The following is a 15470-nucleotide window of genomic DNA, read 5'->3' on the forward strand; positions in this document are numbered from 1 at the left end:
CTTGAGTTCGTCCGGTGCGTGGCTCGGCCGGGTTTGCCCGGCCCGCGCGCCGGGGCCGACGCTGCGCTCACCGCCCGGGCGCGCGGGCGGTCAGAAGGTCGTCCAGTCGTCGGACGGGGTGGCCGCCGCCGTGGCAGGTGCCAGGCGGGCGATGGGCCGCCTCGGCGCGGGCTTGTCGCCAGGCTTGCGCCCCGAGCCGGCGGAGGACGGCGCGCTCGCCTGAGGCTGCGCGGCGCGTGCGAGGAGGTGCTGGGCCTGCTCGCGCGCATCGTGCGCGAGCTTGAAGGCCGCGACCACCTCGGCCAGGCGATGGGCCTGCTCCTTGAGGCTTTCGGCCGCGGCGGCCGACTCCTCGACCAGCGCGGCGTTTTGCTGCGTCATCTGGTCGAGCTGGTTGACGGCGGTGTTGATCTGGCCGATGCCCTGGTTCTGCTCGGCCGCCGCGGCACTGATCTCGCCGATGATGTCGGTCACGCGCTGGACGGAGGCGACGATCTCGCTCATCGTGGAGCCGGCGTCTTGCACCAGCTTGGCCCCGGACTCGACCTTCTCGACCGAAGCACCGATCAGGGTTTTGATCTCCTTGGCGGCCTGGGCGCTGCGCTGGGCGAGGTTGCGCACCTCGCCGGCGACCACCGCGAAGCCCCGGCCCTGCTCGCCGGCGCGCGCGGCTTCGACGGCGGCGTTCAAGGCCAGGATGTTGGTCTGGAAGGCGATGCCGTCGATGACGCCGATGATGTCGGCGATCTTCTTGGAGGCGGCGTTGATCTCGTCCATGGTGGCGACGACCTGGGAGACGACCTGGCCGCCGCGGGTGGCGACTTCGCTGGCCGAGCAGGCGAGCTGGTTGGCTTGGGCGGCGGCGTCGGCGGACTGCTTGACGGTGCCGGTGAGCTGCTCCATGGAGGAGGCGGTCTGCTGCAGGTTGCTGGCCGCCTGCTCGGTGCGCGAGGACAGGTCCTGGCTGCCCGCGGCGATCTCGCCGGAGGCGGTGGTGATGCTGTCGGTGGACGAGCGGACCTGCGCCACCACCGTGGAGAGCGACGCGACCATGAACTTCAGCCGCTCGAGCAGGCTGCCCGGCGCGGGCTGGCCCAGGTCGATGGCGAGATTGCCACGCGCGACTTCTTCCATCGCCGCCATCGCCACAGCCGGGTCGCCGCCCAACTGCGCGCGCACGCTGCGGCCGACGAGATGCCCGATCGTGACGATCACGCCCATCAGCAGCAGGCCGAGCACCACCGACTCGACGATGGCCGCGCGGGTGACCGCCGCGAGGTCGTCCATGTAGAGGCCGGAGCCGACCATCCAGCCCCAGGGCTTGAACTCCATCACGTATTGCAGCTTGGGCACCGGCACGTTCTGGCCGGGCCGCGGGAAGTTCGTGTCCACGAAGGCGCGGCCGTCCTTGCTGGCGCGCAGCGCGACGGCGATGTCTTTGATGGTGTAGCGGCCTTCGCCGTCCTTGAGCTGGTCGGCCATGTTCTTGCCGCGCCACTCGGGCCGGATCGGGTGCATCACGCTCACCCCGTCCAGCGTCCAGATGTAGAAGTATTCGGAGCGTCCTTCGGGCCCGCCGTAGCGCGACTGCTCGATGGCCGCTGCGGCGGCCTTCTGCGCGTCCTCGGGCGACATTTCGCCCTTCTGGGCCTTGGCGTGGAAGCCGGCGACGATCGAATACATCGATTCGACGGCCGATTTCAGCATCTCGCGGCGGTCTTCCTCCACCCTGACGCGGGTCTGGTGGGCGTAAAGGAGCGTGAGCAGCGCGAGGCCGCCGACGGCGGTGCCGATGAGCACCAGGATCTTCTGTTTGAACGTGAGTGCCTTGAGCACGGGGAACTACTCCTAGCTCGGATTTCTTCGAATGAAATGCCTGCGTGACGAGGTCACGGCAGGGGGTCTTCGGCTGCGGCAGGCAGGAACTTGAATCGGATCGCGTGGAGCACGTCACGCCCCTGCGGCCGGGATGCGGCGACGGGTGCGGCGGGGGGCAGGTCGTGACCCTCTCCCGGGGGCGGGACAGGTCCGGGCAGGCCCGAAGGGGGGAGGCCAGAGGGCGTGGGCCGTGCCAGGCTTTGCAGGCGCGGCCCTGGGCCGCTTCACGCGGCGAGGACGCGCTGAGGCTGCGCGGCGCGTGCGAGGAGGTGCTGGGCCTGCTCGCGCGCATCGTGCGCGAGCTTGAAGGCCGCGACCACCTCGGCCAGGCGATGGGCCTGCTCCTTGAGGCTTTCGGCCGCGGCGGCCGACTCCTCGACCAGCGCGGCGTTTTGCTGCGTCATCTGGTCGAGCTGGTTGACGGCGGTGTTGATCTGGCCGATGCCCTGGTTCTGCTCGGCCGCCGCGGCACTGATCTCGCCGATGATGTCAGTCACGCGCTGGACCGAGGCGACGATCTCGCTCATCGTGGAGCCGGCGTCTTGCACCAGCTCGGCCCCGGACTCGACCTTCTCGACCGAAGCACCGATCAGGGTTTTGATCTCCTTGGCGGCCTGGGCGCTGCGCTGGGCGAGGTTGCGCACCTCGCCGGCGACCACCGCGAAGCCCCGGCCCTGCTCGCCGGCGCGCGCGGCCTCGACCGCGGCGTTCAAGGCCAGGATGTTGGTCTGGAAGGCGATGCCGTCGATGACGCCGATGATGTCGGCGATCTTCTTGGAGGCGGCGTTGATCTCGTCCATGGTGGCGACGACCTGGGAGACGACCTGGCCGCCGCGGGTGGCGACTTCGCTGGCCGAGCAGGCGAGCTGGTTGGCTTGGGCGGCGGCGTCGGCGGACTGCTTGACGGTGCCGGTGAGCTGCTCCATGGAGGAGGCGGTCTGCTGCAGGTTGCTGGCCGCCTGCTCGGTGCGCGAGGACAGGTCCTGGTTGCCCGAGGCGATCTCGGTCGACGCCGTGGTGATGCTGTCGGTCGAGGTCTTGACCTCGGAGACGATCTGCTGGAGGGACGCCTGCAAAGCGGCGAGCGCACGCAGCATCTCGCCCACTTCGTCGCGGCCACCGGGCGGAACCGGACGGCTCAGGTCGCCGCCCGCCATGTGGCGCGCCGCCTCGACCGCCTGCTGCAAGCCACCGCGCAGCGAGCGGACCAGGAACGCGGTGCCGCCGATGAGCAGCACGAACACCAAGGCCGCCCAGCCGCCTGCCAGCGCAATCGTGGTTTCGCGCTGTGCCTTGAACTCCGCCTTGAACGCCTGCGCGCTGCGCGCCAGGCTCTCGGCCACCGCTTGCTGTGCTTGCCGGGCGGCCGCCAAGCGCGAGGGCACTTCCTGTGCCAGGAGCCGGGCAGCGCCTTCGGCATCGCCCGCCTGGGCGAGTTGCCGGGCCCGGCTGACCACGTCGTCGATGCGCGAGCGCCGCTCCAAGGCGGTGGCCAGGGCCTGCTTCTCGTCGGCCGCCAGGTCCGCCCCCTGCAGCTGCTGCAAGGCGGCGGCGATCGGGGCGGACTGCGCCTGCCAGCCGGCGAGCACGGCGTTCAACGTGCCCGGCTCGGGCGGCACGCTGGGGGGCAAGCTCGCGTCTTGCGCGTCGGTGTGGGCGCGCCACTGCAGCCACGCGCCCACCTTGGCCTCATGCGCCTGCTGGTGCGTCTCGAAGTAGCGGGTGCTGGCGGCGGATCGCACGCCGGACAAGCCGACGGCACCGATCCAGGACAGCGTCAGCAATGCCGTGGCCAACCACAGCTTTCGGCCGATCTTCATCAGAACTCCGGGGGAAGGGCCCCGGCCGGCGGCCGGGGAGGTAGGGCAAGGAGCGCGAAGGACAGATCAGGCGAGCAGCTCGGAGCCCGCGAGGCCCAGGCTGGGCGAGAGGATGAGGCTTTCGATGTCGAGCAGGATCAGCATGCGTTCGCCGACCTGGCCGAGACCGGTGATGAACTTGGCGTCGACCGCCGAGCTCATCTCCGGCGCCGGCTTCACCGCCTCGGCGGGCAGCTCGATGACGTCGCTCACCGCATCGACCACCGTGCCCACCACGCGTCCCTTGACGTTCAGGATGATCGAGACCGTGAAGCCGTTGTACTCCACCTGTTCGCAGCCGAAGCGCATGCGCAGGTCGACGATGGGGACGATCACGCCGCGCAGGTTCACCACGCCCTTGATGAACGGCGGCGCGTTGGCGATGCGCGTCGGTTCCTCGTAGCCGCGGATCTCCTGCACGCGCAGGATGTCGATGCCGTACTCCTCCCGCCCCAGACGGAAGGTGAGGTATTCCTTGGCGGGCGCGCTCGCCGTCTGCGCCTGGGCAGCGCGAGGGGCGGCGGCCAGCGTGTCGTGTTCCATCATGCCCATGAGGTTCTCCGGTGTGGGGTGGGGCCCTGCCGGTGCGGTGCACTGCGGCAGGGCCATCGGTGGCCGAGTCTCAGAAGGTCGTCCAGTCGTCGTCCGCCGACGTGGCCGTGGCAGCGGCCGCCGGCGCCGGGGTGGCCGGCTGAGAGGCCGCAGGCTTGAGCGGCGGGGCGGCAGGTGCGGCGGGCTCCGCCTTGGCGGGAGCAGCAACAGGTGCCAGGCTGGCGGCGGGCCGCCCCGGCGCGGGCTTGTCGCCAGGCTTGCGCGCCGAGCCGGCGGAGGACGGCGCGCTCGCCTGAGGCTGCGCGGCGCGTGCGAGGAGGTGCTGGGCCTGCTCGCGCGCATCGTGCGCGAGCTTGAAGGCCGCGACCACCTCGGCCAGGCGATGGGCCTGCTCCTTGAGGCTTTCGGCCGCGGCGGCCGACTCCTCGACCAGCGCGGCGTTTTGCTGCGTCATCTGGTCGAGCTGGTTGACGGCGGTGTTGATCTGGCCGATGCCCTGGTTCTGCTCGGCCGCCGCGGCACTGATCTCGCCGATGATGTCAGTCACGCGCTGGACCGAGGCGACGATCTCGCTCATCGTGGAGCCGGCGTCTTGCACCAGCTTGGCCCCGGACTCGACCTTCTCGACCGAAGCACCGATCAGGGTTTTGATCTCCTTGGCGGCCTGGGCGCTGCGCTGGGCGAGGTTGCGCACCTCGCCGGCGACCACCGCGAAGCCCCGGCCCTGCTCGCCGGCGCGCGCGGCCTCGACGGCGGCGTTCAAGGCCAGGATGTTGGTCTGGAAGGCGATGCCGTCGATGACGCCGATGATGTCGGCGATCTTCTTGGAGGCGGCGTTGATCTCGTCCATGGTGGCGACGACCTGGGAGACGACCTGGCCGCCGCGGGTGGCGACTTCGCTGGCCGAGCAGGCGAGCTGGTTGGCTTGGGCGGCGGCGTCGGCGGACTGCTTGACGGTGCCTGTGAGCTGCTCCATGGAGGAGGCGGTCTGCTGCAGGTTGCTGGCCGCCTGCTCGGTGCGCGAGGACAGGTCCTGGCTGCCCGCGGCGATCTCGCCGGAGGCGGTGGTGATGCTGTCGGTGGACTGCCGGATGCGGGCGACGAGCTCGCGCAGCCGCTCTTGCATCGCGTTCATCGAGCGCTGCAGCTCCCCGATCTCGTCGTGGCGGTTCACCTCGATGGTGGTGGTGAGATCGCCTTGCGCGATCACGCTGGCATGGTGCACCGCGGCGCCCATCGGGACGACGATGGACCGCGTGATCCTCCATGCGAACAGGGCACCGAGCGCGATGGCGACGGCCGTGAAGCCGATGAGCCCCCACTTGGCCTCGTTCACGGCTTCGCTGACCGCGTCGAACGCCTCGGCATTCAGGCGCTGCTGGCGATCCACGTACTCCTGCAAGGCTTTCGTGTAGGCCGCGACGGCGGGAACCAGCTCCTTGTCGGCTTTGGACATGCCGCCCATGACGTCGCCTTCGCGGAACATCGCGTCCACCTTGGCCTGGATCGCCAGGTAGTCCTGCTGGGCCTGCTCGATCCCAGCCAGCATCCGGCGGCCCTCCTCGGAACGTGAGCGTTCTTTCAGCGCCTGTCGGGCCTCGTCGATGCGCTTGCTCGTCTCCTCGATGCGGGGCTCGAGGTAGTCGCGCAGCGATTGCAGACCGCCGGACTGGATGACCGACATCCGCCGCGCGAAGTTGACGTTGTTGTCCTCCATCCAGCGCATCGCCAGTCGGGTCATTTCCGCCCGGGCGGCCAGATCGGTCTTGAGGCGGTCGATTTCCTGGAGCTTCCAGGAGGTGAGGACGCCCACCGTCAGAAGCATCGCCAAGACGATGGCGAAGCTCAGGCTCAGGCGAGTCCCGATTTTCATGCGCTGGATCTTCATGGTCGCATTGCGGGTCAAAGATGAACAACGAGCCCCGGATGCCATACAGCCGGGGCTCCCTCGGCTCCCCGATTTATCGACTCAGGCCGGCAGAACTTGAGGCCGTGCCAGGCTTTGCAGGCGCGGCCCTGGGCCGCTTCACGCGGCGAGGACGCGCTGAGGCTGCGCGGCGCGTGCGAGGAGGTGCTGGGCCTGCTCGCGCGCATCGTGCGCGAGCTTGAAGGCCGCGACCACCTCGGCCAGGCGATGGGCCTGCTCCTTCAGGCTTTCGGCCGCGGCGGCCGACTCCTCGACCAGCGCGGCGTTTTGCTGCGTCATCTGGTCGAGCTGGTTGACGGCGGTGTTGATCTGGCCGATGCCCTGGTTCTGCTCGGCCGCCGCGGCACTGATCTCGCCGATGATGTCGGTCACGCGCTGGACGGAGGCGACGATCTCGCTCATCGTGGAGCCGGCGTCTTGCACCAGCTTGGCCCCGGACTCGACCTTCTCGACCGAAGCACCGATCAGGGTTTTGATCTCCTTGGCGGCCTGGGCGCTGCGCTGGGCGAGGTTGCGCACCTCGCCGGCGACCACCGCGAAGCCCCGGCCCTGCTCGCCGGCGCGCGCGGCTTCGACGGCGGCGTTCAAGGCCAGGATGTTGGTCTGGAAGGCGATGCCGTCGATGACGCCGATGATGTCGGCGATCTTCTTGGAGGCGGCGTTGATCTCGTCCATGGTGGCGACGACCTGGGAGACGACCTGGCCGCCGCGGGTGGCGACTTCGCTGGCCGAGCAGGCGAGCTGGTTGGCTTGGGCGGCGGCGTCGGCGGACTGCTTGACGGTGCCTGTGAGCTGCTCCATGGAGGAGGCGGTCTGCTGCAGGTTGCTGGCCGCCTGCTCGGTGCGCGAGGACAGGTCCTGGCTGCCGGCGGCGATCTCGCCCGAGGCGGTGGTGATGCACTCGACCGAGCGGCCGAGCTGCGCGACGAGCTCCTGCAGGCTGCGCTGCATCTGCACGAGCTCACCCATGAGGCTGTCCTCGGCTCCCTCGATGCGCAACGGGTGCGTGAGATCGCCTGCGGCGATGGCCCTCAGCCCGAGGCGCGCGTCGGCCGGGTCGCCGCCGAGCTCGCGGCGGATGGTGCGCTGCATCAGGACCAGGAACACCGCGCACACGCCGATGGCGACGACGGCAAGCGTGAGGGCCGCGTTGCGGCTGTCGTTGACGCGCGCCTGCGTGGTGGCGTGGGCGGCCGCCGAGTTCGCCTTGGTGGCATCCACGAGCCGCAGCAACTCGCCGCGCAACTGCCGCCACGCGGGCGTCTCGGCCGCGTTGAGGCGCGCCGTGGCGGCCGCGCTGTCGGTCTTGACGAGCGAGAGCACTTCCTCTTGCGCCCGGGCCTGTGCCTGGCGCAGTCGGGCCAGCCGGGCCACGTCTTCACGGAAGGGCGTGCGCGCCGCGACCTGCAGGGCGGAGTCGTACAGCTGCTCGTACGCCTTCCTCGCGTTCTCGAGGTTCTCGTAGGCACGCGGGTTTTGCGGATCGAGCACGATGTTGCGCAGCGCCTGGCCCATCTGGAGGCCCTGCGCGTACATGCCCGACAGATCGGCCGCCAGAGCCTGCTCGGTGCCGATGTACCGGTCGAAGTCTTCCTGCGTGCGCAGCAGTCCCCAGACAGACACGCCGAGCGCGGCCATGAAGAGCAGCGCCGGGACGGCGGAGCACAAGATGAGGCGATGGTGGAATCTCAAGAACGTCCTCCGTGACGGTGTTGTGTGGGTGTGAGGGAGAAAAGCGCTGCCCGGGCGGCCGCAATGGACGCCCGGGAGGAGGGAGGGGACTTCAGTGGCGGGAGCGCCGCACCAGGCTGCCCACGTCGAGGATGAGCGCGACGCGGCCGTCACCGAGGATGGTCGCGCCCGAGACGTCGGGCACCTTGCGGTAGTTGGCTTCGAGGTTCTTCACCACGACTTGCTGCTGGCCGAGCAGTTCGTCGACCAGCAGCGCGACGCGGCCGCCCTCGGCCTCCACCACCACCATGATGGAGCTCGCGCGCTCGAAGTCGAAGCGCGGCACCTGGAACACCTGCTCGAGCTCGATCACCGGCATGTACTCGGAGCGCACCTCGACCACGCGGCCGCTGGTGCCCACCGTCTTGATCATGCCCGGCTCGACCTGGAAGCTCTCGACCACCGACGACAGCGGCAGGATGTAGCACTCGTCGCCCACGCCCACGCTCATGCCGTCCATGATGGCCAGCGTGAGCGGCAGACGCACCGACACGCGCATGCCGTAGCCTTCGGCCGAATCGATCTCGACCGTGCCGTTCAACGCGGTGATGTTCTTCTTGACGACGTCCATGCCCACGCCGCGGCCCGAAACGTCGGTGACGACCTCTGCCGTGGAGAAGCCCGGCTCGAAGATCAGGCCCCACACCTCCGGGTCGGTCAGGGTGTCGGGGGCGTGCAGCCCCCGCTCGCGAGCCTTCTTGAGCAGCTTCTCGCGGGAAAGGCCCCGGCCGTCGTCGCGCACCTCGATCACGATCGAGCCGCCCTGATGGGAGGCCGACAGGGTGATGGTGCCGTGCTCGGGCTTGCCCTTGGCGAGGCGTTCCTCCGGGGGCTCGATGCCATGGTCGCACGCATTGCGCACCAGATGCGTGAGGGGGTCGGTGATCTTCTCGATCAGGCCCTTGTCCAGCTCGGTCGCCTCGCCATGGGTGATCAACTCGACCTTCTTGCCCAGCTTGCCGGCCAGGTCGCGCAACATGCGCGGGAAGCGGCTGAACACGGTGGACATCGGGATCATGCGGATCGACATCACCGCTTCTTGCAAGTCGCGGGTGTTGCGGTCCAGGTCCGTCAGCCCGGCGAGCAGTTGCTGGTGCAGCACCGGATCGAGCTGCCGACTGTTCTGCGCGAGCATGGCCTGGGTGATCACCAGCTCGCCGACCAGGTTGATGAGCTGGTCGACCTTTTCGACCGACACGCGGATGGTGGTGGAGTCGAGCGCGCCGCCCTGCTTGGACTCGGCCTTGGGGGCCGACCGTGCCGCCGGCTTGGCGGAGGCCGCAGGGGCCGCGGCGGCCTGCGGCTGCGGGGCGCCCGGGGCGTTCTCGAAGAACCCGTAGCCGGGGTCCGCGGCCGAGGGCGGAGCCGGGCGAGCGCCGTCTGCCGGGGCCGACTCTGGCGCCGGCTTGAACTTCACCTGCTCGCGCGAGACGTGGAAGGTGAACAGATCCAGCAGCTCGGATTCGCTGCTTGTCGTCACGACGCGGAAGCGCCGGATGCCGTTGTGCGCCTGCCCGCCGTCCAGCGGCTCGATGGTGCCCAGCCCGACGATCTCCTTGAAGAGCTCCTGCAGGTTGTCGGCTTGCGAGGGGTCGGCGAGGGGGCCCACTTCCAGTTCGAGCGTGCGCTCGCCGCCGGGGGCCGGCTGCGAGGCCGCAGGTGCCTGCTCCACCGCAGCGGCCTCGGCGGGGCCAGCCGCCTCCTGGGGCGGCTCCTCCACCGACGTTGCGCTCGTGCGGGTCGCCTGCGTCGGCAGCGGTGCGGCAGCGGCCTCGCCGGCCACCATGGCGCGGATGTTGAACAGCAGGTCGCCCGTGTCCACCTCGTCGCCCTGGCCCGTCTGGTGGCGCGCCAACTGCGCCCGCAGCGCATCGCCGGAGGCCAACAGCACGTCCACCATCGCAGGCGTGGGCGACAGCTCGTGGCGGCGCAGCTTGTCGAGCAGCGTCTCCATCTGGTGCGTCAGTTCGGCCACATCGGCAAACCCGAAGGTGGCCGCCCCGCCCTTGATGGAGTGCGCGCAGCGGAAGATCGCGTTCAGTTCCTCGTCGTCGGCCGCCTCGATGTCGAGCTCGAGCAGCAACTGCTCCATGCGGTCGAGGTTCTCGCCCGCCTCTTCGAAGAAGACCTGGTAGAACTGGCTGAGATCGATGCCGGCGCTCAGCTGCGAGCCTTCGGTGGTCATTTCTCCCATGGGTACTCCTCTTGCTGTGCGCAGGCGTTCAGCGAATGACTTTCTGGATCACTTCCAGCAGCTTGTTCGGATCGAACGGCTTGACCAGCCAGCCCGTCGCGCCCGCGGCGCGGCCGGCCTGCTTCATCTGGTCGCTCGACTCGGTGGTCAGGATGAGAATGGGGGTGCTCTTGAACTGGGGCGTTTCGCGCAGCCGCTTGACCAGGGTGATGCCGTCCATGCGCGGCATGTTCTGGTCGGTCAGGACGAGATCGAACGAGCGGCTCGCGGCCTTCTCGAAGGCGTCCTGCCCGTCGATGGCCTCGACGACGTTGTAGCCCGCGCTCTTGAGCGTGAATGACACCATCTGACGCATCGAGGCCGAATCGTCAACGGCAAGGATGGAATGCATGGCTCTCTCCGGAATCTCGCGTGGATATCGGTCGGGGGCGGTCGATCTTTAGGGCGTGCGTCCCTAGAACAGCTCGACGGAGCCCGCGTCCATCTCGGCCTGGGTCACGGGGTTGGGGCGCAGCGGCGCGTCCTCGACGACCGCCAGGCCCTCCTCGTCGTCGCCCATCGCCTCGCGGGCGAGCTGGTCGGCACAGCTGCGCAGCCGGCGGTGGGTGTGGTTGATGAGCTGCGAGGCCATGTCCTGGAACTGCAGCGCCGTCACCGCGGCGCCCAGACTCCTCATCACCGGCAGCAGCTCGTCGGCCTGGATGCGGTGGTCGCTGGCCGCGCCCATGAGCGCTTGCATCTGCTCGACGGCCGAAGAGAACCGCAGCATGAGCGTGTCGCACGCATCGGCCAGCAGCGTTTGCAGCCGGTCCAGGTCGTTGGTGGCCGTCATGAGGTGATCCTGCAACTCGGCCGCGACCAGCAGGGGAATGGCGTGCTCGCCCAGAGGACTGGAATCGTCGATCATCGGCAGTTCTCCACGTTCTCGTGACGACGGGCGGGTGGGTAGAATTTTTCGCATGCCCGCGGCGCTCGTCCGACCGCTCGCAGGGCGGTTGGCATGGGTATTCGGCACTCCGGGCCGGTTCTGTAGGAATTTTTTCTGGGCACACCGTGACAGACACCCCCGCCGCGCGGACACTGCGTGTGCTGCACATCGAGGATTCGGAGCTCGACCACGAGCTCACGATGACCCAGCTTCGTCGCGGCGGACTGGACGTGGACGCCGTTCGGGTCGAGACGCGCACCGAGTTCGAGCGCGCGCTCCGTGACGGACATCACGGACTGCCGTGGGACGTCATCCTGTCCGACTACAACCTGCCAGGTTTCTCAGGGCTGATGGCGCTGGACATCCTGCGGGCCAGCGGATTGCTGATCCCCTTCATCATCGTGTCCGGCGAAATCGGTGAGGACGTGGCGGTGGAGGCGATGCGCAACGGGGCGAGCGACTACCTGCTGAAGAACAACCTGGCGCGCCTGGCTCCGGCCACGATCCACGCGATCGAGGCCGTGGAGGCCGTGCGGGCCAAGCAGGCCACCGATGCGGCACTCGCGCAGTCGAAGGAGCGGCTGCGCGAGCTCGCCCAGCATCTGCAGAACAGCGTGGAGGCCGAGCGTGCCGCGATCGCGCGCGAAGTGCACGACGACGTCGGCGGGTCGCTGACGGCGCTGAAGTTCGACATCGCCTGGATCGCCCGCCATGCCAGGGACGAGGCCGTGCGGCAGCGCGCCGCCTCGGCGCTCGAGACGCTGAACCACGCGCTGGACGCCAGCAAGCGCATCATGCACAACCTGCGGCCCGCCATCCTCGAGCAGGGGCTCGTGGCCGCGCTGCAGTGGATGACCAGCACGTTCGAAAAGCGCACCGGCATCGCCACCACCTTCCATTCCAGCCACGACCAGATGCAGCTGCCGGCCGGCGTGCCGCTCGTGGCGTATCGCACCGCGCAGGAAGCGCTCACCAACGTCTCCAAGCATGCCCAGGCCACCCGGGTGCGCGTGGACCTCACTCTCGCCGGCGGCGTGCTGACGCTGGAGGTCAACGACAATGGCCGCGGGCTCAGCCCGGCGGATCTCGCCAAGGCGCGCTCCTTCGGCATCCGGGGCCTGCACGAGCGCGCGAGCACCGTCGGAGGCTGGGTAGAGTTGACGAGCAGTGCCAGCGGCACGACCTTGATCCTCATGGTCCCATTGACCGAATCGGGCGCGGCCGACGAAGATGAGAACAAGCCCTCGGCCTACTCGAACGACGATCCGACGTTCTGGGGAGACCTATGATCAAAGTCATCCTGTGCGATGACCATGCCCTGATCCGGCGAGGCATACGCGACACCCTCGCCGACGCGCACGACCTGGAGGTGGTGGGCGAAGCCGGCGACTACGGCGAGCTGCGCAGTCTGCTGCGCACCACCCCTTGCGATGTGCTGGTGCTCGACATCAACCTGCCCGGTCGAAGCGGGCTGGACGTGCTGCACGCGCTCAAGGACGAGGGCTCTCCCGTGAAGGTGCTGGTGGTGTCGATGTACCCGGAGGACCAGTACGCGATCCGCGCGCTGAAGGCGGGTGCCTACGGCTACGTCAACAAGGGCGGCGACCCCGCGCAGCTCGTCGCGGCGATCCGCATGGTGGCGCAGGGGCGCAAGTACGTCACGCCCGAGATGGCCCAGATGCTGGTCGAAAGCCTCACCACCCCGTCCAGCGAGGCGGCGCACGAACGCCTGTCGGACCGGGAGTTGCAGACCCTGGTGATGATCGCCTCGGGCAAGCGGCTCTCGGACATCGCCGAGGAGCTGATGCTCAGCCCCAAGACCGTCAGCGTCTACCGGGCGCGGGTGCTCGAGAAGCTCGGCTTGTCGAACAACTCCGAGCTCACGGTGTACGCCATCCGCAACGGCCTCGTCTGAGGACCGGCGCCCGGCCGCCCGAAGCCGGGCCGCGACCCCCGCGGGGGGTGGGGCGCACGCCCCGGGGGTGAACATATTCGGACCGGCGCCCGGCCGCCCGAAGCCGGGCCGCGACCCCCGCGGGGGGTGGGGCGCACGCCCCGGGGGCGAACACATTCAGCCCGGCGCTACTGGAAGCGGGCCAGCATCTGCTCCAGCGCCATCGTGAACGGTGGCTCGAGCAAAGGCAGCGTCAGCACGATGCCCACCAGCCCGACCCCGATCGTGATGGGGAACCCCACCGCAAAGACGTTGAACTGCTGAGCCACGCGAGAGACGACGCCCAGCACCAGGTTGACGAACAGGAGCATCGCAAGGATCGGCAGCGCGATCCACAGCCCCAGCTTGAAGATCTCGGCGCCGAAGGTGTGCAGCGGCACGGCCGCCAGGAAGGCGAGCGGATCGGGGCCGACCGGGAAGGCATGGAAACTCTGGATGGTCGCGGCGATGAGCACCAGGTGGCCGTTGATCACGACGAACAGCAGCGTGACCGTGGCGCCGAAGAAGCGGCTGACCGCGTTCGTCTGGCCGCCCGTGGTGGGGTCGAAGAACGCGGCGAACCCCAGGCCCATCTGCAGCCCCACCAGTTCGCCCGCGAACTCGACCGCGGCGAACACGAGCCGCACTGCAAAGCCGATCGCCAGACCGATCACCACCTGCTGCACCACGGTGGCCCAGGCCGTGGCCGAATCCAGCGCGATGACCGGCATGGCGGGCATCGAAACCTGCGACGCGAGCGCGACGAAGAACGCCAGCGCGATCTTCACGCGCACGGGGATGGCTCGCATCGAGAGCACCGGCGCGCTGGTGAACAGCGCCAGCACGCGCAGGAAGGGCCACAGGACGGGCGAGAGCCACGCCATCAGCTGCTGATCGGTGAATCCGATCATGGCCCTCGCCTCGCCTCGCCTCAGCCGACCGCGCCGGGGATGGCCAGGAGGGTGCGCTGGATGTACTCGACGAGCGTCGTCATCATCCACGGGCCGGCCAGTGCCAGCACCGCCACGGCGGCCAGCACCTTGGGCACGAAGGACAGGGTGGCCTCGTGCAGCTGGGTGGCGGCCTGAAGCAGGCTCACCACCAAGCCCACGGCGAGCACGGTGAGCAGCACCGGTGCCGAGACCATCAGCAGCAGATGCAGGCCCTGCTGGCCGAGCGTGAAGACTTGTTGCGCATCCATGGCGGTTTCCGTCGGGAAGTCAGGTGGCGAAGCTGGCGGCCAGCGATCCGAGCAGCAAGTTCCAGCCGTCGGCCAGCACGAACAGCATCAGCTTGAAAGGCAGGGCCACGAGCACCGGCGACAGCATCATCATCCCGAGGCTCATCAGCACGCTGGCGACGATCATGTCGATCACGAGGAACGGGATGAAGATCATGAAGCCGATCTGGAAGGCGCTCTTGAGCTCGCTGGTCACGAACGCCGGCACGACGACGCGCAGGGGAGCGGTGTCCGCCTTGACCGACGCATCGAGCTTGGCCAGCTTCGCAAAGAGCGCGAAATCCGATTCGCGTGTCTGCTTGAGCATGAACTCGCGCATCGGCGCCTCGGCGCGCTCGAGCGCCTCGTCGAAGCCGATCTGCTGCGCGGTATAGGGCTGCCAGGCCTGGCTGTACACCTTGTCGATGGTGGGCCCCATCACGAAGAAGGTGAGGAACAGCGACAAGCCGATGATGACCTGGTTGGGCGGTGCGGCCTGCGTGCCGAGCGCCTGGCGCATCAGGCTGAGGACGATGACGATGCGGGTGAAGCCCGTCATCAGCAGCACGATGGCCGGAATGAAGCTGAGCGCCGTGAAGAACAGCAGCGTCTGGATGGGCACCGAGTAGCTGGTGCCGCTGCCGCTTTGGGCGACCATGAGGGGCAGCGCCGGCCCGCCGGCGGAGGGCGATTGGGCCAGGGCCGGCTCGGCCAGGGCGGCCAGCGGCAGCGCTGCTGCGAGTGTGCGGGCGGCCAGTGTCGAGAGGTGCAGGCGGCTCATCTCACGGCTTCCTGCGGGCCTGTTTGAGCAGGGTGGCGAACGTGGCCGGAAGGCCGGCGGAGGCAGCGCCGTCCCCGCCGGGAAGCTCCTGCGGGGGCAGGCTGTGCAAGACGGTGATGGTGTGCGGCGTGACACCGAGCACGAGCCACTGCCTGGCCTCGCCCTGACCGACCTCGATGGTGACCAGCCGTTGCTGGGGGCCGAGCCCGGCGCTGGCGACCACGCGGGCCGGTGGCGCCACGCCGGCGGCGACCACGAGCTGAGAGCGCTTGAGCATCCACAGCGCGAGCGGAATCAGCGCGAGGACGATGAGGAACCAGAAGAGGAAGTTGAGGGTGGAGGGCATGGGAACGCTTCGACCTGCTGTCGGCATTCTGGGCCGCCGCCTGCGGGGGCGATGCCATGAAGAAGGGGGCCAAAGGCCCCCTGCTTTCGTGGTGGGATGCGGTTCCTCGCCGTGCGGGTGGG

14 protein-coding genes are annotated in these 15470 nt (G+C 69.1%); 2 read left to right on the top strand and 12 right to left on the bottom strand.

Features of this window, described 5'->3' with window-relative positions; translation table 11 throughout:
• Positions 1–90 precede the first annotated feature (90 nt).
• The 8 genes from OMP39_RS03810 to OMP39_RS03850 all read right to left on the bottom strand — a co-directional run bounded on the left by OMP39_RS03810 (position 91) and on the right by OMP39_RS03850 (position 11048).
• Entirely contained in the window at positions 91–1836 is a 1746-nt protein-coding gene (locus OMP39_RS03810) for a methyl-accepting chemotaxis protein (RefSeq protein ID WP_264893471.1), read from the bottom strand.
• A 266-nt stretch (positions 1837–2102) separates the two neighbouring features.
• Positions 2103–3698, bottom strand: coding sequence for a methyl-accepting chemotaxis protein (locus tag OMP39_RS15360; protein WP_280925522.1), 1596 nt, complete (start codon positions 3696–3698; stop codon positions 2103–2105).
• 66 nt (positions 3699–3764) lie between these two features.
• Positions 3765–4289, bottom strand: a complete 525-nt coding sequence (locus OMP39_RS03820) for a chemotaxis protein CheW (RefSeq protein ID WP_425340669.1) — start codon at positions 4287–4289, stop codon at positions 3765–3767.
• Between the two features lie 70 nt (positions 4290–4359).
• A complete protein-coding gene (locus OMP39_RS15365) occupies positions 4360–6162 on the bottom strand; it encodes a methyl-accepting chemotaxis protein (protein ID WP_280925523.1) in 1803 nt (600 codons plus the stop codon).
• Between the two features lie 153 nt (positions 6163–6315).
• Complete coding sequence (locus tag OMP39_RS03835; protein ID WP_264894433.1) at positions 6316–7854, bottom strand: methyl-accepting chemotaxis protein; 1539 nt, start codon at positions 7852–7854, stop codon at positions 6316–6318.
• Positions 7855–7999: 145 nt separating this feature from the next.
• A complete protein-coding gene (locus OMP39_RS03840; RefSeq protein WP_264893472.1) occupies positions 8000–10141 on the bottom strand; it encodes a chemotaxis protein CheA in 2142 nt (713 codons plus the stop codon).
• Between the two features lie 28 nt (positions 10142–10169).
• Positions 10170–10532 carry a response regulator gene (locus tag OMP39_RS03845; protein ID WP_264893473.1) on the bottom strand — a complete coding sequence of 121 codons (363 nt, stop codon included), beginning with the start codon at positions 10530–10532 and terminating at the stop codon, positions 10170–10172.
• Between the two features lie 63 nt (positions 10533–10595).
• Positions 10596–11048 (bottom strand): hypothetical protein, encoded by a 453-nt coding sequence (locus tag OMP39_RS03850; protein ID WP_264893474.1) that lies wholly within the window; start codon positions 11046–11048, stop codon positions 10596–10598.
• 146 nt (positions 11049–11194) lie between these two features.
• Here OMP39_RS03850 and OMP39_RS03855 point away from each other — a divergent pair, with 146 nt between their 5' ends.
• Together OMP39_RS03855 and OMP39_RS03860 are read left to right on the top strand one after the other, a co-directional pair.
• A complete protein-coding gene (locus tag OMP39_RS03855) occupies positions 11195–12358 on the top strand; it encodes a hybrid sensor histidine kinase/response regulator (RefSeq protein WP_264893475.1) in 1164 nt (387 codons plus the stop codon).
• On the top strand, positions 12355–12984 hold the full coding sequence (locus OMP39_RS03860; RefSeq protein ID WP_264893476.1) for a response regulator: 630 nt from the start codon (positions 12355–12357) through the stop codon (positions 12982–12984). The genes OMP39_RS03855 and OMP39_RS03860 overlap by 4 nt, the downstream gene beginning before the upstream one ends.
• Before the next feature lie 167 nt (positions 12985–13151).
• On the opposite strand, the gene fliR is transcribed toward OMP39_RS03860, so the two are convergent.
• Genes fliR through OMP39_RS03880 form a run of 4 tightly spaced genes read right to left on the bottom strand, consistent with a single transcriptional unit; the run spans position 13152 to position 15348 of the window.
• On the bottom strand, positions 13152–13913 hold the full coding sequence (fliR, locus tag OMP39_RS03865) for a flagellar biosynthetic protein FliR (protein WP_264893477.1): 762 nt from the start codon (positions 13911–13913) through the stop codon (positions 13152–13154).
• A 20-nt stretch (positions 13914–13933) separates the two neighbouring features.
• Positions 13934–14203, bottom strand: coding sequence for a flagellar biosynthesis protein FliQ (gene fliQ / locus OMP39_RS03870; protein WP_264893478.1), 270 nt, complete (start codon positions 14201–14203; stop codon positions 13934–13936).
• 19 nt (positions 14204–14222) lie between these two features.
• Entirely contained in the window at positions 14223–15002 is a 780-nt protein-coding gene (gene fliP / locus OMP39_RS03875) for a flagellar type III secretion system pore protein FliP (RefSeq protein WP_264893479.1), read from the bottom strand.
• 1 nt (position 15003) lies between these two features.
• Positions 15004–15348 carry a FliO/MopB family protein gene (locus tag OMP39_RS03880; RefSeq protein WP_264893480.1) on the bottom strand — a complete coding sequence of 115 codons (345 nt, stop codon included), beginning with the start codon at positions 15346–15348 and terminating at the stop codon, positions 15004–15006.
• Between the last annotated feature and the right edge of the window lie 122 nt (positions 15349–15470).

The organism is Schlegelella aquatica (genome assembly GCF_026013905.1).
GTDB classification, from domain to species: Bacteria; Pseudomonadota; Gammaproteobacteria; order Burkholderiales; family Burkholderiaceae_C; genus Caldimonas; species Caldimonas aquatica.

Bases quoted from the DNA above. Each gene is read 5' to 3' on its own strand.
- fliP (WP_264893479.1), bottom strand. From the start codon at position 15,002: ATGAGCCGCCTGCACCTCTCGACACTGGCCGCCCGCACACTCGCAGCA.
- OMP39_RS03820 (WP_425340669.1), bottom strand. From the start codon at position 4,289: ATGGGCATGATGGAACACGACACGCTGGCCGCCGCCCCTCGCGCTGCC.
- fliR (WP_264893477.1), bottom strand. From the start codon at position 13,913: ATGATCGGATTCACCGATCAGCAGCTGATGGCGTGGCTCTCGCCCGTC.
- OMP39_RS15365 (WP_280925523.1), bottom strand. From the start codon at position 6,162: ATGAAAATCGGGACTCGCCTGAGCCTGAGCTTCGCCATCGTCTTGGCG.
- OMP39_RS03840 (WP_264893472.1), bottom strand. From the start codon at position 10,141: ATGGGAGAAATGACCACCGAAGGCTCGCAGCTGAGCGCCGGCATCGAT.
- OMP39_RS03850 (WP_264893474.1), bottom strand. From the start codon at position 11,048: ATGATCGACGATTCCAGTCCTCTGGGCGAGCACGCCATTCCCCTGCTG.
- OMP39_RS15360 (WP_280925522.1), bottom strand. From the start codon at position 3,698: ATGAAGATCGGCCGAAAGCTGTGGTTGGCCACGGCATTGCTGACGCTG.
- OMP39_RS03845 (WP_264893473.1), bottom strand. From the start codon at position 10,532: ATGCATTCCATCCTTGCCGTTGACGATTCGGCCTCGATGCGTCAGATG.
- fliQ (WP_264893478.1), bottom strand. From the start codon at position 14,203: ATGGATGCGCAACAAGTCTTCACGCTCGGCCAGCAGGGCCTGCATCTG.
- OMP39_RS03860 (WP_264893476.1), top strand. From the start codon at position 12,355: ATGATCAAAGTCATCCTGTGCGATGACCATGCCCTGATCCGGCGAGGC.
- OMP39_RS03880 (WP_264893480.1), bottom strand. From the start codon at position 15,348: ATGCCCTCCACCCTCAACTTCCTCTTCTGGTTCCTCATCGTCCTCGCG.
- OMP39_RS03835 (WP_264894433.1), bottom strand. From the start codon at position 7,854: ATGGCCGCGCTCGGCGTGTCTGTCTGGGGACTGCTGCGCACGCAGGAA.